Source organism: Microbacterium sp. Nx66, assembly GCF_904066215.1.
Taxonomy (GTDB): domain Bacteria; phylum Actinomycetota; class Actinomycetes; order Actinomycetales; family Microbacteriaceae; genus Microbacterium; species Microbacterium meiriae.
Genome location: NZ_LR880474.1, coordinates 3,113,110 through 3,137,431 on the forward strand (window position 1 = coordinate 3,113,110; position 24,322 = coordinate 3,137,431).

Below are 24,322 nucleotides of genomic sequence, written 5' to 3' on the forward strand. Positions count from 1 at the left end.
AATGACAGTTCCCACGACCAGCTTCGGTCTCGATCTCGGTCCAATCGACCGGGATTGGACCATGGGCGAACTCCTCGACTGGCTCGGCGACGACGCCCGCACCCACGACCCCGCCCTCCTCGGACCGCTCGCTCTCATCGAGGCCGCCGTGACCGGCACCCCGGGGCAGACCACCCCGTCCACGGTCGCCCTGACCCGTTCCCTCGCGCTGGCGTCCCGGTCCGGGGACCTCTCCCGCGTTCGAATCGCCCACTTTGTCCCGAACCCGGCCGGGATGGAGCACAGTGAGCGATTCGAAAGGAGTCAGGTGGCCTGAGCCCCGGGGGTGGTGACGATGTCGGCGCGGTCGCGGAAGCCCTCCGCCGTCACCCTGTCCAGGGCGACCTGCTTGCGGATGGCCAGCGCCTTCTCGTAGAGGCTCGGGTCGCCGTAGCTCGTGAGCACCTTCACCAGCACCGGCAGCAGCTCGATCATGAAGAACAGCGCCGCGATGAGGATGTGCGCCCACAGGATCGTGGGCTCCTTCTCGCTCAGGCGGTTGAGGCCGCTGATCTGGCTCAGCAGTCCCACCGCCCCGGCGTTGCCCTGCGCCACGGAGTCCGCCCGGGCGTTGTAAGCCGCGAGCGCTTGCTCATACGTGTCGCGCGCGGCGGGGAGCTCGCCCTGCGCCTGCTGACGGTTCTGCGACTCCGACGCCGTGGTGTTCTCCTTGGCGGCGCTTCCGGCAGCGGCGAGCTCCTCGTTGGCCGTGCGGAGCTGGGCGGCCAGTGCATCGTAGGTCTGCTGGGCCTCGGCGAGCTGGGCCTGCGCGGCCTGCGAGCTCGCACCCTCGCCGTTCACACCGGTGCAGCCGGGAACGGTGCCCGCGCCCTCGCCGGTGAGCTCGCACTGATACAGCGTCCGCGCCTGGTCGATCACCGCCTGCTGCTCCGTGAGCTTGGCCGTCAGATCGTCGACCGTGGACTGGGCGGCCGACTCCGTGGCCGATGACGACTCGGTCCCGGCGACGATGCCCGTCGCCGCCTGGTTCTCGAGCGCCGCGACGCGCTCGGACGCCGCGTCCAGCGCCTTCTTCTCCGGACCGGTCTCGAGCGCCTCCTGGTCGGACTGCGCCTGCACGATGTTGGTCGCGGCGACCTCCCGGGAGATGTCGTTGTGGAAGATCTGCAGCACGAGCGGCTCCGCGACGACGAACCCGATGATCGCCGCCATGATGACGCGGGGGATCGCGAGGCCGATGAGCTTCCAGACGTTGCGGGTCGACGTCATGGTCGAGGTGAGGAAGCGGTCGAGGTTGAAGATGATCAGTGCCCACACGATCGCGAGCGGGATGGCCAGCCAGACCGCCGCGCGCACCCCCGTCGTCAGGGCGAAGAGCATGGAGATCGCGCTGACCAAGGCGGTCCCGGCGAGCACGAAGAACATCTGCACGAAGCGCGGGGTCTCGCCGGGGACCCTGTCGAGGATCTCGCCCTCCGCCCCGCCGAGGATCGCGAGAGCACGGAGGCGTTCGGCGGCGGTGCGTCGGCGACGCGACTTCCGGACGCGCTGCGGGCGCGCCGGACGGTCGGGGGCGGGCTCCGCGTCGACCGGGGCGTCGGGCGCCGTCACCGGCTCGGACGTCGGGTCGTCGGACGCGACGTCGGGCTGCGCGGGTGTGTCGCCGGTCGGCTCGTACTCGCGCAGGAAGTCGAGGTCATCCGTCTCGGCGTTCGGGTCGCCGTCGATGATGATCCGACCCTGCGAATCGAAGCGACCCGGGCGGTGGGCGGAATAGGGCATCCCGACAATCTACGAAACTCCGCCTGTGCATACCGTGGAAGACCGGGGCGAGAACCCTTCGAATCGCGCAGATCGCTCCATCTCGGCCGGGAATGGAGCAAGGTGCGCGACTCGAAAGAGTCAGCGGGTGAGAGAGGCCGCGTAGGCGGACAGGGCGTCGTCGAGCGTGAAGTGGCCGGCCGCGGCGAGGGTGCCCAGGCCGTGCATCAGCCCCCACAGCGACACGACGTCCGCCGGGCGGTCGAGCCCCGCCGCGGCGGCCGCCTCCGCGAGCACGCCCTCGAGCGCCTCGATCAGCGGGGCCATGGTCTCGGTAGGAGACCCCGGTACGCACACGGTGGGGTCGTAGACGGCATCGAACGCGTGGGGATGCTCGACGGCGAAGCGGATGTAGGCCGATCCTCCGGCGACGAGGGCGTCGTGCGGCGTCGCGGCACCCTGGGCCGCCACACGCACCTGCCGGAGAAGGTCGGCCATGCTCCGCTCGGCCAGGGCCTTGAGCAGCCCGAGGCGATCGGAGAAGTGGTGATAGGGGGCGTTGTGGCTGACGTTCGCCGCGCGCGCCACTTCGCGGAGGCTGATCTCGGCGGCCGGTCTCGTCTCGAGCAGCCGCATCGCGGCGTCCTCGAGCGCACGCGCCAGATCACCGTGGTGGTAGCCGTCCTTCGAACTTGACATAAGCAACATTGTTTCCTATGTTGACACTGTCCAACCAGGTTGACACTGTCCAGATAGGAACCGCATGTCCGCACTCGTCATCGACGGCCACCCCGACGCCCGCTCGCTCACCGCCGCCCTCGCCCGTCGTTACGCGGACGGCCACGGCGATGCGCGCCTGCTCGCGCTGCGCGACCTCGACTTCGACCCGAACCTGCGATTCGGCTACCGGGAGCGCATGACGCTCGAGCCCGACCTCGTCGACGCGCGGCGCGCGCTCCACGAAGCCGATGCGCTCGTGGTCACCACCCCGCTGTGGTGGGGCTCGGTGCCCGCACTGCTCAAAGGGTTCTTCGACCGCACCCTCCTCCCCCAGCAGGAGTACCGCTACACGAAGCGCGGACTCCCCCAGGGGCTCCTCCCGGCGCGGCACGGCCGGCTGCTCCTGCTCGCGGACACGCCCTGGTACGCCGTGCCGTTCACCGGAATGCCCGCGCACACCCAGGTCGCCCGCAACACTCTGCGCTTCTGCGGCATCCGCGCCGTCCGCACAACGCGGATGCTGGGCGTGAAGCACGCCCGCCCTGCGACCATCACCGGATGGCTCGACCGGGCCGAGCGACTCGGCGCCGCGGATGCGGCTCGCGACCGCGCGCGTCAGGCCAGGGCAGCGGCAGCAGCCTCGTCCTCGGTCGTCGCCACGAGCTGACCGCAGGCGCCGTCGATCTCCTTGCCACGGGTGTCGCGGAGGGTCGTCGGGATGCCGGCGTCGTTCAGCCGCCGCACGAACTCGTCCGTGACGTCCTTCTCCGACGACGTCCAGATCGAACCCGGCGTCGGGTTCAGCGGGATCGGGTTCACGTGCACCCACCCGCGACCGCGCTGGTTGAGCTTCTCCGCCAGCAGGTCGGCCCGCCACGCATGGTCGTTCATGTCCTTGATGAGTGCGTACTCGATGGACACCCGACGACCGGTCTTGGCGTAGTAGTCGTAGGCCGCATCGAGCGCCTCGTCGACCTTCCACCGCGAGTTCACGGGGATGAGCTCGTCGCGAAGGTGGTCGTCGGGGGCGTGCAGCGACAGGGCGAACGTGACGGGGATGTTCTCGTCGGCGAGCTTCCGTATCGCGGGCACGAGACCCACGGTGGACACCGTGATGCCACGCGCGCTCATGCCGAGACCGTCGGGCTGGGGGGCGACCATGGTGCGCACCGCGTCCATGACGCGCTTGTAGTTGGCGAGCGGCTCTCCCATCCCCATGAAGACGATGTTGGAGACGCGCTCCATGCTGTGGTCGTCGCGCTTCTTGCCGCCCAGCTCACCGTTGGCGATGGCCCGGTTCGCCCGGACGATCTGCTCGATGATCTCCGCGGTGGACATGTTGCGGGTCAGTCCCGCCTGCCCGGTGGCGCAGAACGGGCAGTTCATGCCGCAGCCGGCCTGGCTCGACACGCAGAGCGTGATGCGGCCGGGATAGCGCATGAGGACGGACTCGACGAGAGCACCGTCATGCAGACGCCACAGGAACTTGATGGTGTCGCCGCGGTCGGTCTCCAGTCGTCGCACCTCGGTCATGAGGGGCGGAAGCATGCCGGCGACCAGCTCGTCGCGGATACCGGCGGGGAGGTCGGTCATCTCCGCGGGGTCGGACGTGTAGTGCCGGAAGTAGTGGGTGGCGAGCTGCTTGGCACGGAAGCCGGGGAGCCCGAGTTCCTTCACCTTCTCGATGCGCTCGGCCGGGGTGAGGTCGGCGAGGTGGACCGGCGGCTTGCCGCGCTTCGGGCTCGCGAACTGCAGCAGGGGGCGCCCTTCCGCGTCCTTCTTCTGGGTCCAGCCCTCGGTCGCGGGGCGCACCTGCGGGGTACGGGTCTCGCGGATCGCCCCCGAACGGGACGACGCGGGCGCTGTCGCGGAGCGCGTCTCGGGTGTGCGGGGGTTCTCGGCCATCCCTCCAGGGTACCGGGATGCGGGTGGGAGGCGCCTGGGCACGACCCCTCTTCCCACGCCGCTCCCCGGCTACTTGTAATGACAAGTTGCGGTGCGGAAGAATGGGCCCGTCCCCTCGATCAAGGAGCAGCATGTCCGACCGTCTCGCCCGCGCCCGCACCACCGGCATCCTCGCCGTCCTCCGCGCCCCGTCGCCGGAACTGGCCCTGGAGGCCTCGGAGGCGATCATCCGCGGCGGCGTCTCCGGCATCGAGGTGACCTTCTCGACTCCGGACGCCCCGGCCGTGATCCGCGAACTCATCGCCCGTCACGGAGACGCCGCGTACATCGGCGCCGGCACCGTCACGACGTCGGAGCAGGCGACCCAGGCCGCCGACGCGGGTGCCGCGTTCCTCGTCAGCCCGGGAACCCTTCCCGATCTCACGCGCGCCATGCTCGACACCGACCGCGTCGTGATGACCGGCGCGATGACGCCGACCGAGGTCATGGGCGCACTCGAGCTCGGCGTCGACGTCGTGAAGATCTTCCCCGCCTCGCTCGGCGGCCCCGCCTACCTCGGGGCGCTGCGCGGACCGTTCCCCGACGCCCCGCTGATGCCCACGGGCGGCGTGAAGCCCGACAACCTCGCCGACTGGTTCGCGGCGGGCGCTGTCGCCGTGGGAGCCGGTGGAGACCTCGCGAACGGCACCGCCATCGCGAACGCGGACTGGGCGGACATCGAGCAGCGGGCCTCGCGGTTCGCGGCCGCCCTCGCTGCCACGCGAGGCTGAACCGCCCACCTCCGGGATCATTTGGTATACCGGATGCATGCGGATGCGACGGGTGGCGGCGGCTGTCGCGCTCGCGGGCGCGCTGCTGCTCGCCTCGGCCTGCACGGCCGCGCCGTCGCATCCCGCACCACCGACCCCGGAGGCTCCCATGACCGACGCCACATCCGACCTGCTCGCCGCGGGCGACGCTGACGCGGTCCGCCGCGCGCTCGACGCGGGCGCCGACATCGAGGCCCGCGGCGACGGCGGCATGACTCCCCTGGTCGCGGCCACCAAGGCGAACCGCGTCGACGCGGCACGGCTCCTGATCGAGGCCGGCGCCGACGTGAACGCGAAGGACGACATCCAGGACTCCGCCTATCTCTACGCCGGCGCCCGCGGGCATGACGAGATCCTGCGGATGACCCTGGCGCACGGGGCCGACCTCCGCAGCACGAACCGCTTCGGCGGCACGGCGCTGATCCCCGCGTCCGAACGCGGCCTGCTGCCGACGGTCGAGATCCTCCTGGAGGCGGGCGTCGATCCGGACCACATCAACAACCTCGGCTGGACCGCCCTGCACGAGGCGATCGTGCTCGGCGACGGCTCCGCCCGGTACGTCGAGGTGCTGCGCACTCTCCTCGACGGCGGCGCCGACGCGACCATCCGCGACGGCGACGGCGTGCTGCCGGTCGACCTCGCGGCCGCCCGCGGGTACGACGCCATCGTCGCCGAGCTCCGGCGGTGACAGCGCTCGATCCCTGGGCCTGGGCCGCACTCGGCGTGGCCGCGGTCGTCATCGGGATCTCGAAGACCGCTCTTCCGGGCGGCAGCATCCTCGCGATCGCCCTGTTCGCCGCCGTGCTCCCGGCGCGGACCTCCACGGCGGCGACACTCCTGCTGCTCATGGTGGGCGACGTGTTCGCGCTGCTCGCCTATCGACGGCATGCGCACTGGCCCACGCTGCTGCGGCTCGCACCGGCGGTCGTGGCAGGACTCCTCTTCGGCTTCGCGTTCCTCGCGCTGACAGGAGACGGGGTCGTTCGCCGCGCCATCGGCGTGATCCTGCTGCTCATGATCGCCGTGACCCTGTGGCGCCGGTGGCGGCAGGCCAGGGCGGAGCAGGAGGCGGCGGCCAGGGGCGGTGCGGTGCTGGCCGGGGTCTACGGGACGCTGGGCGGCTTCACGACCATGGTGGCCAACGCGGGCGGGCCGGTGATGTCGATGTACTTCCTCGCCACCCGCACGCCCGTCCAGGTTTTCCTCGGCACCTCCGCCTGGTTCTTCGCGATCATCAACGTGATCAAAGTGCCGTTCCTCGCCGGGATCGGGCTGTTCACCGGCCCCGTGCTGCTCACCGATGCGATCCTCGCGCCGCTCGTGGTGCTCGGCGCGCTGCTCGGCCTGCGGGTGGCGCGGCGCCTGGACCAGCGGCTCTTCGACCGCATCGTGATCGTGCTGACGGTCCTCGGTGCCGTGTACCTGCTGCTCTAGCCCTTCGACGGGCTCAGGGACCCACCCCTTCGACAGGCTCAGGGACCCAGCCCTTCGACAGGCTCGGGGACCCAGCGGTGGGTCGCCGAGCCTGTCGAAGCGCGTCAGTCGAGGAAGATGTCGGGGAACAGCGCGCTGTCCGGAGTGCCGGGGACGGCGGCGTAGCCCGAGAAGTCGGTGACGCCGTTCGCCTCGAGCACATCCTCCACGATCAGCGACTGCCCCGTGTACGTGCGCGCCGGCTGGGTGAGCACGGCATAGGCGGCGTCGGCGTAGATGTCCGCCGTCCGGCTCGCGGCCATCACCTTGTCCCCGCCGAGGAGGTTCTGCACCGCGGCCGTCGCGATCGTCGTGCGCGGCCACAGTGTGTTGGCGGCGATGCCGTCGGCCGCGAACTCCGCCGCGAGTCCGAGCGTGACCATCGTCATGCCGTACTTCGCCAGCGTGTACCCGGTGTGGGCGCCGAGCCACTTCGGGGTGGGGTTCAGCGGCGGCGAGAGCGAGAGGATGTGCGGGTTCTCGGCGTCCTTGAGGATGGGCACCGCGGCCCGGGAGAGCATGAAGGTGCCGCGGACGTTCACGTCCTGCATCAGGTCGTACTTCTTCGCGGAGAGGTCGAGCGACCGGGAGAGGTCGATGACGCTGGCGTTGTTGAGGACGATGTCGATCCCGCCGAACTCGCCCTGCGTCTTCATGACGGCCTCGGTGATGTGGTCGTCGTCCCGCACGTCGCCCACGATCGGCAGCGCCTGGCCGCCGGCGGCGCGGATCTGCTCGGCAGCGCTGTGCACGGTGCCCTCGAGCTTCGGGTGCGGGGAGTCGGTCTTGGCGAGCATCGCGATGTTCGCGCCGTCCGCGGCCGCGCGCAGGGCGATCGCGAGGCCGATCCCGCGGCTGCCGCCCGACATGAGGATGGTCTTTCCGGCGAGTGTGCTCATGGTTCTCGTTTCGAATCGCGTGATTGGCTGGATTTCCGGCTCGAATCGGGTCATTCAGGCGATTCGAACACCGGGAGGGGTCACCGCGGGGCCATGCGGATGGCGCCGTCGAGGCGGATGGTCTCGCCGTTGAGGTAGCCGTTCTCGACGATCTGCTGCACGAGGGCGGCGTACTCGTCGGGGCGTCCGAGGCGAGCGGGGAACGGCACCTGCTGACCGAGCGAGTCCTGCGCCTCCTGCGGCAGCCCCATGAGCATCGGCGTCTCCATGATCCCGGGGGCGATGGTGCACACCCGGATGGCGTGGCGGGCGAGCTCGCGGGCGATCGGCAGGGTCATCGCGTGCACCCCGCCCTTGGAGGCCGAGTACGCTGGCTGCCCGATCTGCCCGTCGAACGCGGCGACGCTCGCCGTGTTCACGACCACGCCCCGCTCCTCGTCGTGCAGCTCGTTCGCGGCGATGACGGCGGCGGCCTGGGAGATCACGTTGAACGTGCCGACGAGGTTGATCCGGACGATCCGCTCGAAGTCGGCGAGGACGGCGGGGGTGCCGTCCCGGTCGAGCACCTTGGCGGGCGGGGCGATGCCGGCGCAGTTCACGACGACCCGTAGCGGTGCGGCGGCCTGTGCGGCGGCGACGGCGGCCTTGACCTCGTCGACGCTCGTCACGTCGGCGGGGACGAAGAGACCGCCGAGCTCCGCCGCGACCTCCTCCCCCTTCGACGAGGCGAGGTCGATGATGGTGACGTGCGCGCCCGCGGCCGTGAGCCGACGGGCGGTGGCCAGTCCGAGTCCGGAGGCGCCGCCGGTGACGAGGGCCCCCTGTCCGCTGATCTGCATCTGATGTTCTCCTTCGAACGTCGTCGTGCGACATGCATGGAACGCAGTCCCAGCCTATGCGGTTCTTGGTGTCACCGCAGGCCTGCCGCGTCGCCCCCGAGCCTACGACACCGGCGTTCCGGCAGGATGGACGGGTGAGCATCCCCGCAGCGTCCGTCGAGGTCCCCGCCCGGGTGCGCGAACTCGCCGCCGGGGCCGCACTGACCCCCGCGTGGCGCAACGCGCTCGGCGGCCTGACCTTCCGCACCGATGACGGCCGCTACATCAAATGGGGTCCCCTCGATCCCGAGGCGAACATGCGTGACGAGGCCGAGCGGATGCGCTGGGCCCGCACCTGGACCACCGTGCCCGAGGTGATCTCCCAGGGCCAGGACGAGGCGTACGAGTGGCTCGTGACGACAGCCCTCCCCGGCAGCAGTGCGGTGGATCCGCGCTGGGCGTCGTCTCCGGAGACCGCCGTGCGCGCGGTCGGGGTCGGTCTGCGCCTCCTGCACGACGCCCTCCCCGTCGCGGAGTGCCCGTGGACGTGGAGCCCTACGGAGCGCATCGCGAACGCCGCCGCCCGCGGGACGACGGTGCCGACGGACCTGCACGAGCCCCCGCCGGTCGATCGGCTCGTGGTCTGCCACGGCGACGCGTGCCTTCCCAACACCCTGCTCGACGACGACGGCCGTCCGGTCGCCCACGTCGACCTCGCCGCGCTCGGGGTCGCCGACCGGTGGGCCGACATCGCCGTGGCCGCCATGAGCACGCTGTGGAACTTCGGTCCCGGGTGGGAGGACACGCTCATCGCGGCCTACGGCGTCGACCCCGACCGCCCGAGGCTGGAGTACTACCGACGACTCTGGAACGAGTCCTGAGCCGGGCTCACGCCTCCGGGTGGGCGTCGCTGAGGAGGCTCCCGTCGGCCGGGCGCCGGTCCCACGACGGTTTCCGCAGCGCGTAGAACAGCAACGGCGGAGCGCCGAGCACGACGATCACGACACCGACGATCCACGGGTACGCGGCGGCCGGGAACGCGGTGAAGCCGTCGGGCGGGATGAAGGCGAGCAGGAACGCCGCGAGGCAGGCGAAGAACCCGACGCCGGCGACGAACGGGAGAGCCTTCACCCGGTAGGCACGGGGGACGTCCGGCGCCTTCCGCCGCAGCACCATCGCCGAGGCGAACATGAGCATGTACATGATGAGGTACAGCGCGGCGGCCATGTCGATGAGCGCCACGAAGGCGGCGCTGACGTTGGGCACGATGATGAAGATCGCCGCGAGGATCGTGACGATGGTTCCCTGGAGCATCAGGATGCCGGACTGCACACCGGCCTTGTTCCGCTTCTGCAGCAGCGGCGGGAGCAGTCCCGTCTCCGCGGCCGCCAGCACGCCCTTGGAGGGACCGGCGACCCAGGTCACGACCGAGGCGAGAGCACCGGCGGCGATGAGCGCGGACACGACGGCCGTCGCCCATCCCATGTCCCAGTGGTCGAAGTACTCCCCGAACGCGAGCATGATGCCGTTCGTCAGCCCGAGCTCCTTCTTCGGCACCGCGACCGCGATCGCGATGGTGGGCAGGATGAAGACGAGCAGGATGAGGCCGGCGGCGAGGAACACCGAGCGCGGGTAGCCCTTGCCGGGATCCTTCATCTGATTCACGTGGACCGCGTTCACCTCCATGCCGGCGTAGGCCAGCACGTTCGAGACGATCAGCACGATGGACGCGAGACCCGTGAACGGCGGGATCACCGCCGAGGCCTCGAGCGGCACCTGGCTCTTCTCCCCGCTGAAGACCCACACCGCCCCGAACACGATGAGCAGCACCGCCGGGAACAGCGTGCCGATGATGCCGCCCCACGAGCCCAGCTTGGCGAAGAGGTCGCCGCCGCGGAGCGTGACGAGCGTGGCGCCCCAGTAGCAGACGATGATGATGACGGCCGTGAAGAAGCCGGAGCTGGACAGCGAGGGGTCGAGGAAGACGAAGGCGAGGGCGCCGGCCACGAACGCGAGCTGCGTGGGGAACCAGACGACGTTCTGGATCCACTGCAGCCACACCGCGGTGAATCCCCAGCGGTTGCCGAGGGCCTCCCGCACCCAGACGTACACCCCGCCCTTCCACCCCGTCGCCAGCTCCGCGGCGACGAGGGCGGTGGGGACGAGGAACAGCACCGCGGGGATGAGGTACAGCGTGATGCTGCCGAGGCCGTAGATCGCCATCGCGGGCAGCGACCGCAGGCTCGCCACGACGACGAGGGTGAGCAGGGCGAGCTGGCCGATGCCGAGGACGGCGACGGCGGGACGGGAGACGCGCGGCGCGGGCGCGGCGCCGGTCGGACCGGACTGCGGAGCAGACATCTCGGCCCCCTAGTGGTGGAACGCCGAGTCGGGGTGGTCGGACGGCATGGGGGCCGTGAGCGCGTCGAGGTGGGCCACCTCGGCGGTGATGGCGTCGAGCAGTTCGGCGGCCAGGTCCATGCTGAGCCCGTTGCGCACGACGATGCGCTGCACTGTGAGGTCCTCCAGATCGGCGGGCATCGGGTACGCGGGGACGAGCCAGCCGCGCATCCGGAGCCGATCCTGCAGGTGGTAGAGCGTCCACTTGTCGGTGTGCCCGTCCTTCAGGCGCCAGGCGAACACCGGGATGTCGCTGCCGTCGTTCCACAACTCGAACGCGTCGAGCTTCGCGATGCCCGCGGAGAGGAACTTCGCCACGTCCTGCGAGGCCTGCTGCACCGCGCGGTAGCCCTCGAACCCGAGGCGGAGGAACAGGTAGTACTGCAGCAGCACCTGAGCACCGGGGCGGGAGAAGTTCAGGGCGAAGGTAGGCATCTCCCCGCCGAGGTAGCTCACCTGGAAGATGAGATCCTCCGGCAGCCACTGCGCGTCGCGCCAGACCACCCAGCCGAGGCCGGGGTAGACGAGACCGTACTTGTGTCCCGAGGTGCTGATCGAGTGCACACGCTCCAGCCGGAAGTCCCACACGAGGTCCGGCTGGAGGAACGGAGCGATCATGGCACCGGAGGCGCCGTCCACGTGGATCGGGATGTCGAGGCCGGTCTTCTCCTGGATCGCGTCGAGCGCCGCGGCGATCTCCGCCACCGGCTCGTACATGCCGGTGTAGGTGACGCCCATGATGGCGACGACCCCGATGGTGTTCTCGTCCACGTACTTCTCGAGATCGTGGCCGTCGAGCGTCTTGTGCTCCTCGCTGATGGGCACGTAGCGCGGCTCGACGTCGAAGTAGTTGCAGAACTTCTCCCAGCACACCTGCACCGCGCTCGACATCACGAGGTTCGGCGTGGAGGCGTCCTTGCCGGCGGCACGGCGGGCCTGCTGCCAGCGACGCTTGAACGCGAGACCGCCGAGCATGCACGCCTCGGAGGAGCCGATCGTCGACGTGCCGATGCTGCGCGCCGCATCCGGGGCCTTCCACAGGTTCGCGAGCATGTGCCAGCAGTTGTCCTCGATGGCGGCGGTCTGCGGATACTCGTCCTTGTCGATCATGTTCTTGTCGAAGGAGGCCATGTAGACCTGCTTCGCCTCGTCGTCCATCCAGGTGCTGACGAAGGTCGCGAGGTTGAGGCGTGCGTTGCCGTCGAGGATCGTCTCGTCTTCGACGATCTGCTTCGCCGTCGCGGGGAGCGACTCGGTGTCGGGGATGACGTGTCGTGGTGCGACGGTGGCCTCGCCCGGCCGCGTGAAGAGCGGCTGGTCGTCGGCGGAGGAGATGCTCATGGGACGTCCCTTTCGGTCGGTGTCGATGGCACTGTCTCCTGCGGACGCTAGCCCCGCCTCCGACCGACCTCCAGGGACCCTCGTCCGAAAGGGGTGAGGGTCAGGACGGCCCGAGGATGAAGTTCCAGGCTCCGGTCGCGACCGCGGCGGCGATCGCCGTCGCGGAGATCGCCGCCCCGACGGCGAGCAGGATCCACTCGGGCGCGCCGAAGCGCGACTCCCGCGCCCAGGTGCGACGGCCGGGGGCGCCGAAGCCCCGCGCCTCCATCGCTGTCGCGAGCTTCGCGCCCCGGCGGATCGACAGCACGAGCAGGGCGAAGGCCATGCCGAGGAAGCGCCGGATGCGCCCGCGGTCGGCCACGCCGCGCGCGCGACGGGCGAGTTCGAGAGCACGCCAGTCGTCGAGGAACAGTCCCACCATGCGCAGGCCGGCGAGCGCGCCGAGGACGAATCGGGCCGGAAGCCGCAGGATCTGCCCGAGGCCGTCGGCGAGATCCGTGGGATCGACCGTGATGAACAGGACCACGGAGGGCAGGGCGATCGCGAGCACGCGCAGCATCGTGGCGACGGCGAGCGCGAGCGACCCCTCGCTGATGCGCAGCACGAACCAGTCGACGTAGACGGTGCCGCTCGTCTCGCCGTAGAGGGCGATGGTGAGACCGGTCAGCGGCGCCGCGAGCCAGACCGGCCACGTGCGCACCCAGAACTCCCGCCAGCCGATGCCCGCGAAGAGGAACAGCACCGCTTCGAGTGCCAGGGCGACGGCCGCCGACACCGGGTCGAGCGTGAGGACCAGCGGCACGGCGATGAGCGCGCTCACCCCCAGCTTGGCGACCGGATTGATGCGGGCGACGACGCCGGTGCGGGTGGGGGCGGGGGCGAGCGCCGTCATGCCGGTGCCCCCAGGACGAACCGGGTGGCGTGCAGAGCGCGCGCCACATCGAGATCGTGGGTGATGGTGACGATCGCCGATCCCTCGTCCCGGAGGGTGGCGAGCATCGCCACGAGCTCGGCCCAGGTCCGGGCGTCCTGGCCGAAGGTCGGCTCGTCGAGGATCAGCACCCGGGGTCTCGTGGCGATCGCGGCCGCGACCGTCAGGCGGCGCTTCTCCCCGCCCGAGAGCGTGTACGGATTCGCCGCACCGAGGTGCGCGAGCCGCAGGCGGGTGACCAGCTCGTCGACGCGGGCAGACACCTCGTCATCGGGGACGCCCAGGGCGCGGGGACCGACCGCGAGCTCGTCGCGCACGGTCTTGGCGAGGAGCTGGTGCTCCGGTTCCTGGAACACCATCCCGATCCGCGTGAGCAGCTCGCGAGACGCCCACCGGATCGGAGATGGATCGGCCCCCTCCGCGAGTGACGGCGCCGCGATCACAGCTCCCCCTGCGGGAGGGAGGAGCCCCGCGAGGGTCAGGCCCAGCGTGGACTTGCCCGCGCCGTTCGGCCCGGTGATCGCGAGGGCCTCGCCGGCACGCACGTCCAGGTCGATGTCGTGCGCCACCGGACGCCCCTTCACCCGTGCGACAGCCAGCCCGTGCGCCGAGAGCAGCACGTCCCCGGGCGCCGCGCGTGGTGCGGGGGGCTCGGCCGGCGGGCGGCCGGGTACCCACACGCCGTCCGCCGCCAGGCGCTCCCCCTCCGTGCCGAGCACCTCCGCGGGAGTGCCGTCCGCGACGACCCCGCCGGCGCCGATCACGATGACCCGCGTGAGGAGGGGCAGCCACACCTCGAGACGATGCTCCACCACCACGAGGGTGGCGGGACGCGCGGCGAGCATCCGCTCCACCGCATCCCTCACCTCGCGCACGCCCTCCGGGTCGAGGTTCGCCGTCGGCTCGTCCAGCAGCACGAGTCCGGGGCGCATCGCGAGCATGCCGGCCAGGGCGAGGCGCTGCTTCTGGCCGCCCGAGAGCGCCGCGGTCGGATGGTCGAGCGGCACGTCGAGGCCGACGGCCGCCATGGCCGCCTCGACACGAGGCCAGATCTCCGCCCGCGGCACCCCGAGGTTCTCGCAGCCGAAGGCGACATCGTCGCCGGCTCGGGCGAGGATCACCTGCGAGTCGGGATCCTGGAGGACGAGCCCGGCCCGACCGCGGGTGGCCACGGCGGGGCCGCCGTCGATGAGCAGCTCCCCCTCGCTCTCCCCCTCCTCCTCGCCGCCGAGCACACCGGCGAGGCCGTGCAGCAGCGTGGATTTGCCCGCGCCAGAGGCACCGAGCACGAGCACCCGCTCGCCGGGCTCGATGCGGAACGAGACGTCGCGCAGCGCCCAGGCGAGGCGACTCGCGTGTCGCCACCCCCACCCCCGGGCCTCGACGCCGGCGGGAGCGACCTGCTCGGACGACATCAGACGCGCACGCGCGCCTCGCGCCCGGAGCCGAAACGGTCGAGAGCCCCCGTCGCCGCGATGCCGCGCGCGAGCACCCAGGACAGCGCACCGGCGATGACCGCCCCGGAGATCACGGTGCTCACGAGATAGATCGCGGTGAAGGCGGGACCGGAGCCGGCGTACCAGAGGACGAGGTTGTTGATGCCGCCCGCGAGCGCGGCTCCGGCACCGGCGAGGATCGCGACGGGCAGCGACCAGCGGCGGTAGAAGAACAGCAGGAAGATCAGCTCGGCACCGAGGCCCTGCACGAGGCCCGCCTCGAGCGTGAGGAAGCCGCCCCACTGGTTGCCGATGAGCGCCGAGACGACGGCGGCCAGCAGCTCGACGTAGATCGCGGCGCCCGCCTTGCGGATGATGAGCCCGCCGAGCACGCCCGCGAAGAGCCATGGGCCGTCGAGGAGCCCTTGGAGGCCGGGAAGCAACGGCTCGAGCAGGGCCTTCGGCCCCAGGTATCCGACGTTCCAGGCCAGGAAGATCAGACCGGCGGCGACGCCGAGGACGCTGGCGACGACGATGTCGACGACGCGCCAGCGCAGATAGCCGCGCGCCGGAACGGCCGTGCTCTTCGCAGACGCGGATGCGGACGTGGACGTACTCATGTGAACTCCTCCCTGCGCTGGCATGACCCAGATCAGGTTCGACGGTCGAAGCGCGATTCGCTCCCTCTCAGCCCGGCTCGCCGGACTCCCGTGGTTGTGCTGTCGATCCTACCCCGTTCCGCCCGCGCGTCCCGAGCCGCGCACGGCGGATTCCGGGCGGTATTCGGTACCGTAAGCGAGTGACCGCTTCCGATCCCCCTGAAGAGGCGTCCGGCGGCGTCGACGTCGACGCGCGGCCCGAAGACTCCGCACCCGTGTCCGCCGAGCCCGCGCTCGACCCTCCGGTCACGGAAGCGGTGTCGTGGGCCGATGCCTCGGCTCCGGCGACCGCGCTGACCTGGGTGGACCCGTCGCTCGTCGCCGCGGAGTCGTCGACGCCCGAGTTCGACGCCTCGGCCGGCACGGAGGACGAGGCGGGATTGCTGCGCGACGCGAAACTGCGACCCGCGATCGCCGGCCCCGGACTGCTCGTCCCGCTCGGTGTGCTCGTCGGCCTCGTCGCCTCCTACGCCGGCACCACGCTGCTCTGGCCGCTGCACGAGGTCGCCCCGACCGTCCAGGCCGTCGAGTTCACCCCGGTCGCCGCCCCCACCGCCGCGCTCGCCTGGCCCGCGGTCGGCGACGGCGCTGTCGGGATCGCCGGGATGACGACCGCGGCGTCCACCACCGCTCCGGTGAGCATCGCGAGCATCACGAAGGTCGTCAGCAGCCTCATGGTGCTGGATCGTCTGCCGCTGGCCCCCGGGGAGCAGGGTCCGGAGTTCGCCTTCTCGTACGCCGACAGCATCCGCTACTGGGACTACCGGATCGCCAATCAGTCCGCACTCGATGTCCCCGTGGGTGGAGTGCTGACCGAGTACCAGCTTCTCCAGGGCACCCTGCTCGGCTCGGCCAACAACTACATCGACCGGCTGGCGTCGGAGATCTGGGGGTCCGACGGGGAGTTCGCGGCCGCGGCCGAGGTCTGGCTCGGCGAACGCGGGCTCTCCGGCATCACGGTGGTGACGCCGTCGGGATTCGATGAACGCAACGTCGCCACCCCCGAGGCCCTCGTGGCCCTGGGCGAGATGGCCATGCGCAACCCGGTGTTCGCCGAGATCGTGGGAACCCGGTCTGTCGACCTGCCCGGGGCAGGCAAGGTCGAGAACACGAACGGGATGCTCGCCGATCCGGGTGTCGTCGGCATCAAGACGGGCACCCTCGTCGGGTGGAATCTGCTGACCGCCAAGGACGTCGCCGTCGGCGACTCGACGGTCCGGCTCTACGCCGCGGCGCTGAACCAGGAGGACGACGAGGCGCGTCTCGCCCTCACCCGTGCGCTGTTCGCCCAGACGGAGGCGGCGTTGCAGGCCCAGGGCCCGGCCGTCCCGGCGGGCACGGTGGTCGGGCGCGTGGTCACCGCCTGGGGTGAGCGCGTCGACGTGGTCGCGGGCGAGGACGCCGACGTCGTGCTGTGGAACGGGGCGAGCGCGACCGCATCGACGGTGTTCGACCTCGGGGAGGAACGGGAGGCGGACGGGACGGTCGGCACCCTGACCACGACCGGCCCTGTCGACAGCACGGAGACCGCGCTCGTCCTCGACGAGGACCTGGACGGTCCGAGCCCGTGGTGGCGGCTCACCCACCCGCTCGAGCTCTTCGGCATCTCCGGGGACGACTGAGTCCTGACGACGATGCCCCACTCCGGATCCGGAGTGGGGCATCGTGCGTGAAGCGGGTCAGGCGCGGGGCGTGGAGCCGTCCGCGCCGTCGTCGAGAAGCGCCTGCGCTGCTGCGGACTCGGCCGCCGGAACCTGGGCGCCGACGGCTGCTCCCGCCACGGCGTCCGCCGCCTGCGCCTCGGCACTGGCTTCCGCGTCCGCCTCGCCGGTCACGACCACCGGAGACGAGCCGGTGAGAGCCGCTTCCGCATCGAGGTCGGTCGCCGCCTGCTCGAACTGCGACTGGTACAGCCGCCAGTACGCGCCCTGCGCCGCGATGAGCTCGTCATGCGTGCCCTTCTCCACGATGTCGCCGTGCTCCATCACGAGGATGAGATCGGCGTCGCGGATGGTCGACAGACGGTGCGCGATGACGAACGAGGTCCGTCCGTGCCGGAGCGCCGCCATCGCGTTCTGCAGCAGCAGCTCGGTGCGGGTGTCGACCGCCGAGGTGGCCTCATCCAGGATGAGGATCGACGGCTGCGCCACGAAGGCCCGCGCGATCGTGATGAGCTGGCGCTCACCGGCCGAGACGTTCGACGCGTCCTCGTCGAGCACGGTGTCGTACCCGTCCGGAAGCGCGTGCACGAAGCGGTCGACGTAGGTCGCCTTCGCCGCGGCCAGCACCTCCTCGTCCGTCGCGGTCGAACGGCCGTAGCGGATGTTCTCGCGGATGCTCCCGGCGAAGAGCCAGGGGTCCTGGAGCACCATGCCGGTGCGGGAGCGCAGCTCGTCGCGCGTGATGGTCGAGATGTCCTGACCGTCGAGCGTGATCCGTCCGCCACTGAGCTCGTAGAACCGCATGATGAGGTTCACGAGCGTCGTCTTACCCGCACCCGTGGGGCCGACGATCGCCACGGTCTGCCCCGGTTCCACCCGGAAGGACAGATCGGTGATGAGGGGACGCTCGGGCGAGTACGAGAAGGAGACGTTCTCGAACTCGATCACGCCCTCGCCCTCGCGGAGCGCGGGGGCGTCGGGGGCATCGGCCTCCTGCTCGTCGGAGTCGAGCAGATCGAACACCCGCTCCGCCGACGCCGTGCCGGACTGCACGACCGCAGCCATGCCGCCCAGCTCGGACAGCGGCTGCGTGAACTGCTGCGAGTACTGGATGAACGCCTGCACGTCGCCGAGGCGCAGCTGCCCGCTCGCGACCATGAGGCCGCCGAGCACCGCGATGCCGACATAGGTGAGGCTGCCGACGAAGGTCATCGCGGGCATGATGATGCCCGAGAGGAACTGCGCCTTGAAGCTCGCCTGGAACAGCTCCTCGTTCTCGGCCTTGAACTTGTCCAGGGCGTCCTGCTCGCGGCCGAACACCTTGACCAGGGCGTGGCCGGAGAAGGCCTCCTCGACCCGGGCGTTGAGCCGCCCGACCTTACGCCACTGCGTGCCGAAGGCCTTCTGCGACCGCGGACCGATGACGCCGAAGATCACTCCCATGAGCGGAAGCGCCACGAGGGCCACGAGTGCGAGCTGCCACGAGATCGAGAACATCATCACGAGCACGCCGACCACCGTCAGCACGGCGGTCAGGGCACCAGACAGCGACTGCTGCATGGTCTGCGTGATGTTGTCGATGTCGTTCGTCACGCGGGAGATCAGCTCGCCGCGCTGCACCTTGTCGAAGTACGCCAGCGGCAACCGGTTGATCTTCGCCTCGACGGCCTCACGCAGGCGCCACATGGTGCGGACCATGATGACGTTGATGACGTACCCCTGCAGCCAGCTGAGGAACGCGGCCACGACGTAGATCGCGAGGACCGCCGCGATCACCCAGCGCAGGGCGTCGAAGTCGATGCCGTCGCCGACCCGGAAGTCGCCGAGCGCTCCCACCTGGTTCGCGAAGTCGGTCTGTCCGGCATCACGCAGCGCGTCGACCACCACGTCCTGCGGCGTCCCCGCCGGGAATCCGGGGAAGTCGCCGCTCGGCTGGCCGAGCTGGATGGAGATGAAGCCGCGGTAGACGATGTTCGTCGCCTCGGCGAGCACCTTCGGCGCGGCGACGGTCAGCACGACCCCGATCGCTCCGAGGATCGACACGAAGACGAACCAGACGGCAGAGGGCTTGAGCAGCCCGATCATCCGGGCGAAGCTCTTGCCGAAGTTGTCGGCCTTGCCCGGTGCGACGCTGTCCCAGTCGCCGGAGTGCTGCCGAGCCTGCTCGGCGAGCTCCGCCTCGTACTGCTCCTCGGCGGTGAGCTCCCGCTCGGTCGTGGGAGCCGGGGCCTTCCCTCGCCCGCGGCGCCGCGCCGCTGCCCCCTGGGTCCCTGACCCCGCCCCCTGGGTCTCTGACCCCGCACCCTGGGTCCCTGAGCCTGTCGAAGGGCCCGCCCCCTGGGTCCCTGAGCCTGTCGAAGGGCCCGCCCCCTGGGTCCCTGAGCTTGTCGAAGGGTCCTGCTCGCTCATGCGTCCACCCCCAGCTGCGACTCGACGATCTCCCGGTAGGTCTCGCTGGTCTCCAGCAGCTCCTCGTGGGTGCCGACTCCGACCATCGTGCCGCCCTCGAGCACCACGATGCGGTCGGCGTCGGTGATCGTGGAGACGCGCTGCGCGACCACGATCTTCGTCACGTGCGGAAGCTCCCGCCACAATGCCTGCCGCAGACGGGCGTCCGTCGTGAGGTCGAGTGCGGAGAAGGAGTCGTCGAACACGAGTACCTGCGGCCGGTGCACGATGGCCCGCGCGATCGCGAGGCGCTGTCGCTGACCGCCGGACACGTTCGTTCCGCCCTGGGCGATGCGGGAGTTCAGGCCGTCCGGCATCTCCTCGACGAAGTCACGACCCTGAGCGATCTCGAGAGCGTGCCAGAGCTCCTCGTCCGTCGCGTCCTCGCGGCCGTAGCGCAGGTTGGAGGCCACGGTGCCGGTGAAGAGGAAGGGACGCTGGGGCACGAGGCCGATGCTGTCCCACAGCGCTTCGACGTCGGCGTTCCGCACGTCCGTGCCGCCGACGTGCACGGAGCCGCCGGACACGTCGAACAGGCGCGGGATGAGCGAGACGAGCGTGGTCTTGCCCGACCCGGTGGAGCCCACGACGGCGACGGTCTCGCCCGGCTCCGCGGCGAAGCTGATGCCGGTGAGGACCGGGGCGTCGGCACCGGGGTAGGTGAACGACACGTCGTCGAAGGCGACGGCACCCGGCGTCGGGAAGACGGTGACGCCGTCCGCCGGACGGGTCATCGTCGACTCGGTGTTCAGAACCTCGCCGATGCGCTCGGCCGAGACGGCGGCGCGCGGGATCATCATGGCCATGAAGCTCGCCATGATGACGCCGCCCATGATCTGACCGATGTACTGCATGAAGGCGAACAGCGTGCCCACCTGCACGGTGCCGTTGTTGACCTCGATGCCGCCGAACCAGATGACGGCGACCACGGTCACGTTGAGGATGAGCATGAAGAGCGGGAACAGCAGCACGAACAGCGAGCCGACCTTGCGGCCGACGACCATGATGTCGGTGTTCGCGCCGCGGAAGCGCTCTTCCTCGATGCGCTCGCGGACGAAGGCCCGCACCACGCGCACGCCGGTGAGCTGCTCGCGCATGATGCGGTTCACGTTGTCGAGCTTGCCCTGGTAGCTGCGGAACAGCGGGACCATGCGGCCGATGACGAGTGCCGCGAGGAGGAGCAGCACCGGGACGGAGACGGCGATCAGCCAGCTCAGCCCGGCGTTGGTCTGCACGGCGAAGATGATGCCGCCGATCGCGAGCAGCGGCGCGGTGACGAGCATCGTCGCGCCCATCATCGCCAGCATCTGCACCTGCTGCACGTCGTTCGTGTTGCGGGTGATGAGGGAACCGGCACCGAACTGCGAGACCTCGCGCTCGGAGAAGCCGCTGACCTTGCCGAACACGTCGGCACGGATGTCACGACCCGCCCCCATCGCGGCGCGGGCGGCGAAGAAGGTCGCGATGACCGAGGCCACGATCTGGCCGAGCGACACGGCCAGCATGAACAGGCCGGTGCGCCAGATGTACGCGGTGTCGCCCTGGGCGACGCCCTTGTCGATGATGTCGGCGTTGAGGCGGGGCAGGTAGAGGGTCGCGGCCGCGCTGGCGAACTGGAAGACCAGCACGGCGACGAGGAGCCACTTGTAGCGAGACAGATATCGGAGGAGGAGTTTTCCCAGCACAGGCGGACTTTCTAGGAAGGAGGAGGCGGCGGGTCTCCCGGCAGACGGATGCCGACCGACGACCGGCCATAGGACAGGGTGCCACGAAGCGGCGACATTCGGATCCCCCTCCGGGAGGACCTTCGCTCACAGCGAACCACTCCCCCGTCTCGCCGCCCATTTCTGCACGCGGGCGATCAAGGACTTCCCGGTCGTGACCGGGGCCGTGATCGTCAGAACAGCGCGGGCTGCGGAACGTAGTCCCGCGCGGCCGCCCCGGCGTCGGGGCCGAGCTCGGCGAGGGAGGCCGGCTGCCACTTCGGGTTGCGGTCCTTGTCGACCACCTGCGCCCGGATGCCCTCCACCAGGTCGGGGTGCTCGTTCACGAACCACAGCACCCGGCGGTACTCGCCTTCGAGCGCGGCACGAAGCCCACTCATCCCCCGCGCCTCCCGCACGGCGTCGAGGGTCACGACGAGGCCGGTCGGGGCCAGTCCGTCGAGCAGGTCGGCGACGGCGGCCGCTTCATCGGTGCCGAGCGCACGCAGCCGCTCCAGGATCTCGGGCACGGTCGAGGCGGCGAAGACCTCGTCGATCCACTCCCGCGCGTCGGGGAGCGCGGACGGCTCCGGCGTCTCGTCGAAGAGCAGGACGATCTCGCTCGGGCTCGTCGGATCGGCGCGGTACGCCAGAGCCTCGCGCAGCGCGTCGAGGCGGTCGGAGGGGACGAAGTGGTCGGCGAAGCCCGCGTACACGGCGTCGGCACCGTTCATCGTGGCCCCGGTGAGACCGAGGTATTCGCCGAGCCGTCCCGGCGCCCGCCCCAGCAGCCACGTGCCGCCGACGTCGGGCGTGAAGCCGATCCGGGTTTCCGGCATGGCGAGCTTCGAGCGCTCGGTGACCACGCGGATCGCGGCGTGCCCCGCGAGACCGATGCCGCCGCCCATGGTGATGCCGTCGGCGAGCGCGACCACGGGCTTCGGGTACTCCGCGATCATGGCGTTCATCGCGTACTCCCGGCGGAAGAACTCTGCGGACTGCTCCGGATGACCGGACGTGATCTGGCTGTGCAGGCGGCGCACGTCGCCGCCCGCGCACATGCCGCGCTCACCCTCGCCGTCGATGAGGACGATCTGCACGTCGGAATCGTCGCGCCACGCGACGAGCGCCGTCGTGATGGCCGCGATCATGTCCTCGTCGAGCGCATTGATCGCCTCAGGGCGGTTGAGCGTGAGCCGCCCCAGCGCTCCTTCGGTGCGGATGAGGACACGGGGCGCGGCGGGGGTATCGGTCACGCGTGCCAGGCTACCCCGTCGCATGCGGCCGGATTCCGCACGAAATGCGGGTTCCGGGGCGGTTTTCCGGCAGGATAGGAGGAACTGTTCATCGCAACGAGAGGTCCCGGATGCCCGAAGGACAGGTGCTCGAGTTCACGAATGTGACGAAGCGCTTCAACGAGGTGACGGCCGTCTCGGACTTCTCCGCACGGGTCGAGCCCGGCGCGGTCACCGCTTTCCTCGGCCCCAACGGCGCGGGCAAGACGACGACCCTGCGCATCCTGCTCGGCCAGGTGCGCCCCACGTCCGGCACCGCCACGATCGGCGGCGTCGCATACGCCGAACTGCGCCAGCCGCTGCGCACCATCGGCGCGGTCCTGGAGGAGACGGCCTACCGGCCGCGCCGCACCGCGAGTCGTCAGCTCACCATCGCCGCGAAGGCCAACGGCATCCGCCTCGCCCGCGTCGACGAGGTGATCTCCCTGGTCGGCCTGGAGGGCGAAGCGGACACGCGCATCGGCGGGTTCTCGCTCGGCATGCGCCAGCGCCTCAGCGTCGCCCACGCGCTGCTCGGCGACCCCGGAGCGCTCGTGTTCGACGAGCCGGCGAACGGTCTCGACCCCGAGGGCATCCGCTGGATGCGTCTGCTGATGCGTCGCCTCGCCGACGAAGGCCGCACGGTGCTGGTCTCGTCCCACGTGCTCAGCGAGATCGAGCAGGTCGCCGACCACGTCCTCGTGCTCTCCAAGGGGCGCCTCGTGCTGTCGAGCGGCATCGAGACCCTCGCCGATCCGGCCGGCGGCTCGGTGGTCGTCGACTCCGTCGATCGCCCGGGCCTCACGACCGCGCTGGTCGCCGCCGGGTTCGACATCGAGGTGCTCCGCTCCGGCCTGACCGTGCGCGGCACCGACGCGAGCCGAGTGGGTGCCGTGGCTGCGGATGCCGGTATCGCTCTGAGCACGCTCGTGCAGCGCGGCCCGACGCTGGAGGACGTCTTCATCGATCTCATGCGCGGCGGCCGGTTCGACACCGCTCCGGCGCTCGCACCGTCGGAAGACGCTTCGACCGGGACCGAGACGGTCACGACAGGCGATGCGGCCGCCGGTGCCGCCGCCTCCGCTCTCGCGGCCGGCGGTGCCGCGGCTCTCGCCGATGACCTCAGCACGGAGATCCCCGGCGATGCCGCGGCCACCGGGTCCGGCGACGATGACGAGACGGCGGGAGCCGAGGGCCCGGTCGACGACGAGACCACCCAGCTCGTGACCGTGGTCGAGACCGCTGCGGGCGACGAGACCGTCCAGGTCATCCCCGTGGTCGAGGAGACCGCGGCGCTGACGTTGAGCGATGCCGAGGAGGAGACGGGCGCGGAGCCCGACACCGCGTCCGACGCGGAGTCCGACTCCTCGCGTTCGTTCGACGACATCCTCTTCGGCGCTCCCGCGCCGGTGCCCGCGACCGAGTCCCCGCGACGCTCTTTCGCCGCCCTGTTCGCGGCATCCTCCGCCGAGATGGCGGACGAAGACACGGCGGAGGCGCGCACGTCGCCCGAGCAGTCGGCGGGACAGGACGCTCCCGCCCCAGGGGAGTCGGACGAGACGACACCCGCCGCGTCCGTCCCCGCAGATGGAGCCGAGATCGAGGGCCCCGAGGCTCCGTCTGACATCGACGCCGCCGACGACACGACCGGCACCGAGGACGCGGAGTCCGCGGCCGACGAACCGGAGCCCGCGGGCGTGGAGTTCTTCTCCGAGCTCGACGCCGCGTCCGGGTGGAACGACGAGACCGCGACGGCCGACACGACGCAGCCGGCAGAGGCATCCGATCCCGCGACCGACGACGAGGACCCGCGATCCGCGGCCGTGAGCTCCATGCTCGCCGCCGCCGCCCGCGCTTACTACGAGGACGAGCCCCGGGACTACCCGCTCGCGTCCGCGGAGGGCGACGCCCCCACCGAGGCCACCCCGTCCGAGGAGCAGCCATCCTCGGATGGCGAGTCCTCGGAGGAGCCCGGTGCGCACGCTCCGGGTCAGGAGCAGGCGCCCGACGCGCAGGCGGACGACGACCACGGCGCGCACTCCGACGAGAACCACGGCTGAACCGCACACACGAACGCCCTCCCG

Annotated in this window: 21 protein-coding genes and 1 riboswitch; of the genes, 8 read left to right on the forward strand and 13 right to left on the reverse strand. The window is 70.8% G+C overall.

The window, feature by feature from the left end; translation table 11 throughout:
• The first annotated feature begins 1 nt into the window (after nucleotide 1).
• Nucleotides 2-316 carry a hypothetical protein gene (locus tag MICNX66_RS15045; RefSeq protein WP_187662540.1) on the forward strand — a complete coding sequence of 105 codons (315 nt, stop codon included), beginning with the start codon at nucleotides 2-4 and terminating at the stop codon, nucleotides 314-316.
• Here MICNX66_RS15045 and MICNX66_RS15050 read toward each other — a convergent pair.
• Together MICNX66_RS15050 and MICNX66_RS15055 are read right to left on the reverse strand one after the other, a co-directional pair.
• Nucleotides 304-1,782 carry a DUF4407 domain-containing protein gene (locus MICNX66_RS15050; RefSeq protein ID WP_187662541.1) on the reverse strand — a complete coding sequence of 493 codons (1,479 nt, stop codon included), beginning with the start codon at nucleotides 1,780-1,782 and terminating at the stop codon, nucleotides 304-306. The two genes, MICNX66_RS15045 and MICNX66_RS15050, sit on opposite strands and share 13 nt — an antisense overlap.
• Nucleotides 1,783-1,902: 120 nt before the next feature.
• Nucleotides 1,903-2,460, reverse strand: coding sequence for a TetR/AcrR family transcriptional regulator (locus MICNX66_RS15055; protein WP_187662542.1), 558 nt, complete (start codon nucleotides 2,458-2,460; stop codon nucleotides 1,903-1,905).
• Between the two features lie 64 nt (nucleotides 2,461-2,524).
• On the opposite strand from MICNX66_RS15055, the gene MICNX66_RS15060 reads away from it, so the two are divergent.
• The gene (locus MICNX66_RS15060) at nucleotides 2,525-3,148 is read left to right on the forward strand and encodes an NAD(P)H-dependent oxidoreductase (protein WP_187662543.1); all 624 of its coding nucleotides are present in this window, start codon (nucleotides 2,525-2,527) and stop codon (nucleotides 3,146-3,148) included.
• Here MICNX66_RS15060 and rlmN read toward each other — a convergent pair.
• On the reverse strand, nucleotides 3,097-4,386 hold the full coding sequence (gene rlmN / locus MICNX66_RS15065; protein WP_232089110.1) for a 23S rRNA (adenine(2503)-C(2))-methyltransferase RlmN: 1,290 nt from the start codon (nucleotides 4,384-4,386) through the stop codon (nucleotides 3,097-3,099). The genes MICNX66_RS15060 and rlmN overlap by 52 nt on opposite strands.
• Before the next feature lie 131 nt (nucleotides 4,387-4,517).
• On the opposite strand from rlmN, the gene MICNX66_RS15070 reads away from it, so the two are divergent.
• From MICNX66_RS15070 to MICNX66_RS15080, 3 genes are read left to right on the forward strand one after another with little or no spacing between them, the layout of a single operon-like run.
• Nucleotides 4,518-5,156 carry a bifunctional 4-hydroxy-2-oxoglutarate aldolase/2-dehydro-3-deoxy-phosphogluconate aldolase gene (locus tag MICNX66_RS15070; protein WP_187662544.1) on the forward strand — a complete coding sequence of 213 codons (639 nt, stop codon included), beginning with the start codon at nucleotides 4,518-4,520 and terminating at the stop codon, nucleotides 5,154-5,156.
• 37 nt (nucleotides 5,157-5,193) lie between these two features.
• Nucleotides 5,194-5,883, forward strand: a complete 690-nt coding sequence (locus MICNX66_RS15075) for an ankyrin repeat domain-containing protein (protein ID WP_187662545.1) — start codon at nucleotides 5,194-5,196, stop codon at nucleotides 5,881-5,883.
• Nucleotides 5,880-6,629 carry a sulfite exporter TauE/SafE family protein gene (locus MICNX66_RS15080; protein ID WP_187662546.1) on the forward strand — a complete coding sequence of 250 codons (750 nt, stop codon included), beginning with the start codon at nucleotides 5,880-5,882 and terminating at the stop codon, nucleotides 6,627-6,629. Before MICNX66_RS15075 ends, MICNX66_RS15080 begins: the two co-directional genes overlap by 4 nt.
• A 104-nt stretch (nucleotides 6,630-6,733) precedes the next feature.
• Here MICNX66_RS15080 and MICNX66_RS15085 read toward each other — a convergent pair whose 3' ends face one another.
• Together MICNX66_RS15085 and MICNX66_RS15090 are read right to left on the reverse strand one after the other, a co-directional pair.
• Nucleotides 6,734-7,567 (reverse strand): SDR family oxidoreductase, encoded by an 834-nt coding sequence (locus MICNX66_RS15085; RefSeq protein ID WP_025104853.1) that lies wholly within the window; start codon nucleotides 7,565-7,567, stop codon nucleotides 6,734-6,736.
• Between the two features lie 80 nt (nucleotides 7,568-7,647).
• Nucleotides 7,648-8,406 (reverse strand): SDR family NAD(P)-dependent oxidoreductase, encoded by a 759-nt coding sequence (locus MICNX66_RS15090; RefSeq protein ID WP_187662547.1) that lies wholly within the window; start codon nucleotides 8,404-8,406, stop codon nucleotides 7,648-7,650.
• A 134-nt stretch (nucleotides 8,407-8,540) separates the two neighbouring features.
• On the opposite strand from MICNX66_RS15090, the gene MICNX66_RS15095 reads away from it, so the two are divergent.
• Complete coding sequence (locus tag MICNX66_RS15095; protein WP_187662548.1) at nucleotides 8,541-9,266, forward strand: aminoglycoside 3'-phosphotransferase; 726 nt, start codon at nucleotides 8,541-8,543, stop codon at nucleotides 9,264-9,266.
• A gap of 7 nt (nucleotides 9,267-9,273) precedes the next feature.
• On the opposite strand, the gene MICNX66_RS15100 is transcribed toward MICNX66_RS15095, so the two are convergent.
• From MICNX66_RS15100 to MICNX66_RS15120, 5 genes are all read right to left on the reverse strand, one after another.
• Nucleotides 9,274-10,746 carry an amino acid permease gene (locus MICNX66_RS15100; RefSeq protein WP_232089111.1) on the reverse strand — a complete coding sequence of 491 codons (1,473 nt, stop codon included), beginning with the start codon at nucleotides 10,744-10,746 and terminating at the stop codon, nucleotides 9,274-9,276.
• Nucleotides 10,747-10,755: 9 nt separating this feature from the next.
• Nucleotides 10,756-12,126, reverse strand: coding sequence for a glutamate decarboxylase (locus MICNX66_RS15105; RefSeq protein ID WP_187662549.1), 1,371 nt, complete (start codon nucleotides 12,124-12,126; stop codon nucleotides 10,756-10,758).
• Between the two features lie 100 nt (nucleotides 12,127-12,226).
• The gene (locus MICNX66_RS15110; RefSeq protein WP_187662550.1) at nucleotides 12,227-13,018 is read right to left on the reverse strand and encodes an energy-coupling factor transporter transmembrane component T family protein; all 792 of its coding nucleotides are present in this window, start codon (nucleotides 13,016-13,018) and stop codon (nucleotides 12,227-12,229) included.
• Nucleotides 13,015-14,472 (reverse strand): ABC transporter ATP-binding protein, encoded by a 1,458-nt coding sequence (locus MICNX66_RS15115; RefSeq protein ID WP_187662551.1) that lies wholly within the window; start codon nucleotides 14,470-14,472, stop codon nucleotides 13,015-13,017. Before MICNX66_RS15115 ends, MICNX66_RS15110 begins: the two co-directional genes overlap by 4 nt.
• Nucleotides 14,472-15,113: an ECF transporter S component gene (locus MICNX66_RS15120; protein ID WP_187662552.1), complete on the reverse strand. Its 642-nt coding sequence runs from the start codon at nucleotides 15,111-15,113 to the stop codon at nucleotides 14,472-14,474. The genes MICNX66_RS15115 and MICNX66_RS15120 overlap by 1 nt, the downstream gene beginning before the upstream one ends.
• A riboswitch (TPP riboswitch) is annotated at nucleotides 15,104-15,215 on the reverse strand. It overlaps the preceding gene by 10 nt.
• A 77-nt stretch (nucleotides 15,216-15,292) precedes the next feature.
• Here MICNX66_RS15120 and MICNX66_RS15125 point away from each other — a divergent pair.
• Nucleotides 15,293-16,774 (forward strand): D-alanyl-D-alanine carboxypeptidase family protein, encoded by a 1,482-nt coding sequence (locus tag MICNX66_RS15125; protein WP_187662553.1) that lies wholly within the window; start codon nucleotides 15,293-15,295, stop codon nucleotides 16,772-16,774.
• Nucleotides 16,775-16,831: 57 nt separating this feature from the next.
• Here the strand turns inward: MICNX66_RS15125 and MICNX66_RS15130 are convergent, their stop codons facing one another.
• The 3 genes from MICNX66_RS15130 to MICNX66_RS15140 all read right to left on the reverse strand — a co-directional run bounded on the left by MICNX66_RS15130 (nucleotide 16,832) and on the right by MICNX66_RS15140 (nucleotide 22,220).
• Nucleotides 16,832-19,222 carry an ABC transporter ATP-binding protein gene (locus MICNX66_RS15130; RefSeq protein WP_187662554.1) on the reverse strand — a complete coding sequence of 797 codons (2,391 nt, stop codon included), beginning with the start codon at nucleotides 19,220-19,222 and terminating at the stop codon, nucleotides 16,832-16,834.
• A complete protein-coding gene (locus tag MICNX66_RS15135; RefSeq protein WP_187662555.1) occupies nucleotides 19,219-20,946 on the reverse strand; it encodes an ABC transporter ATP-binding protein in 1,728 nt (575 codons plus the stop codon). The genes MICNX66_RS15130 and MICNX66_RS15135 overlap by 4 nt, the downstream gene beginning before the upstream one ends.
• Before the next feature lie 212 nt (nucleotides 20,947-21,158).
• Nucleotides 21,159-22,220, reverse strand: a complete 1,062-nt coding sequence (locus MICNX66_RS15140) for an enoyl-CoA hydratase/isomerase family protein (protein WP_232089112.1) — start codon at nucleotides 22,218-22,220, stop codon at nucleotides 21,159-21,161.
• 110 nt (nucleotides 22,221-22,330) lie between these two features.
• On the opposite strand from MICNX66_RS15140, the gene MICNX66_RS16815 reads away from it, so the two are divergent.
• On the forward strand, nucleotides 22,331-24,298 hold the full coding sequence (locus MICNX66_RS16815) for an ATP-binding cassette domain-containing protein (RefSeq protein ID WP_197971854.1): 1,968 nt from the start codon (nucleotides 22,331-22,333) through the stop codon (nucleotides 24,296-24,298).
• Nucleotides 24,299-24,322 lie beyond the last annotated feature (24 nt).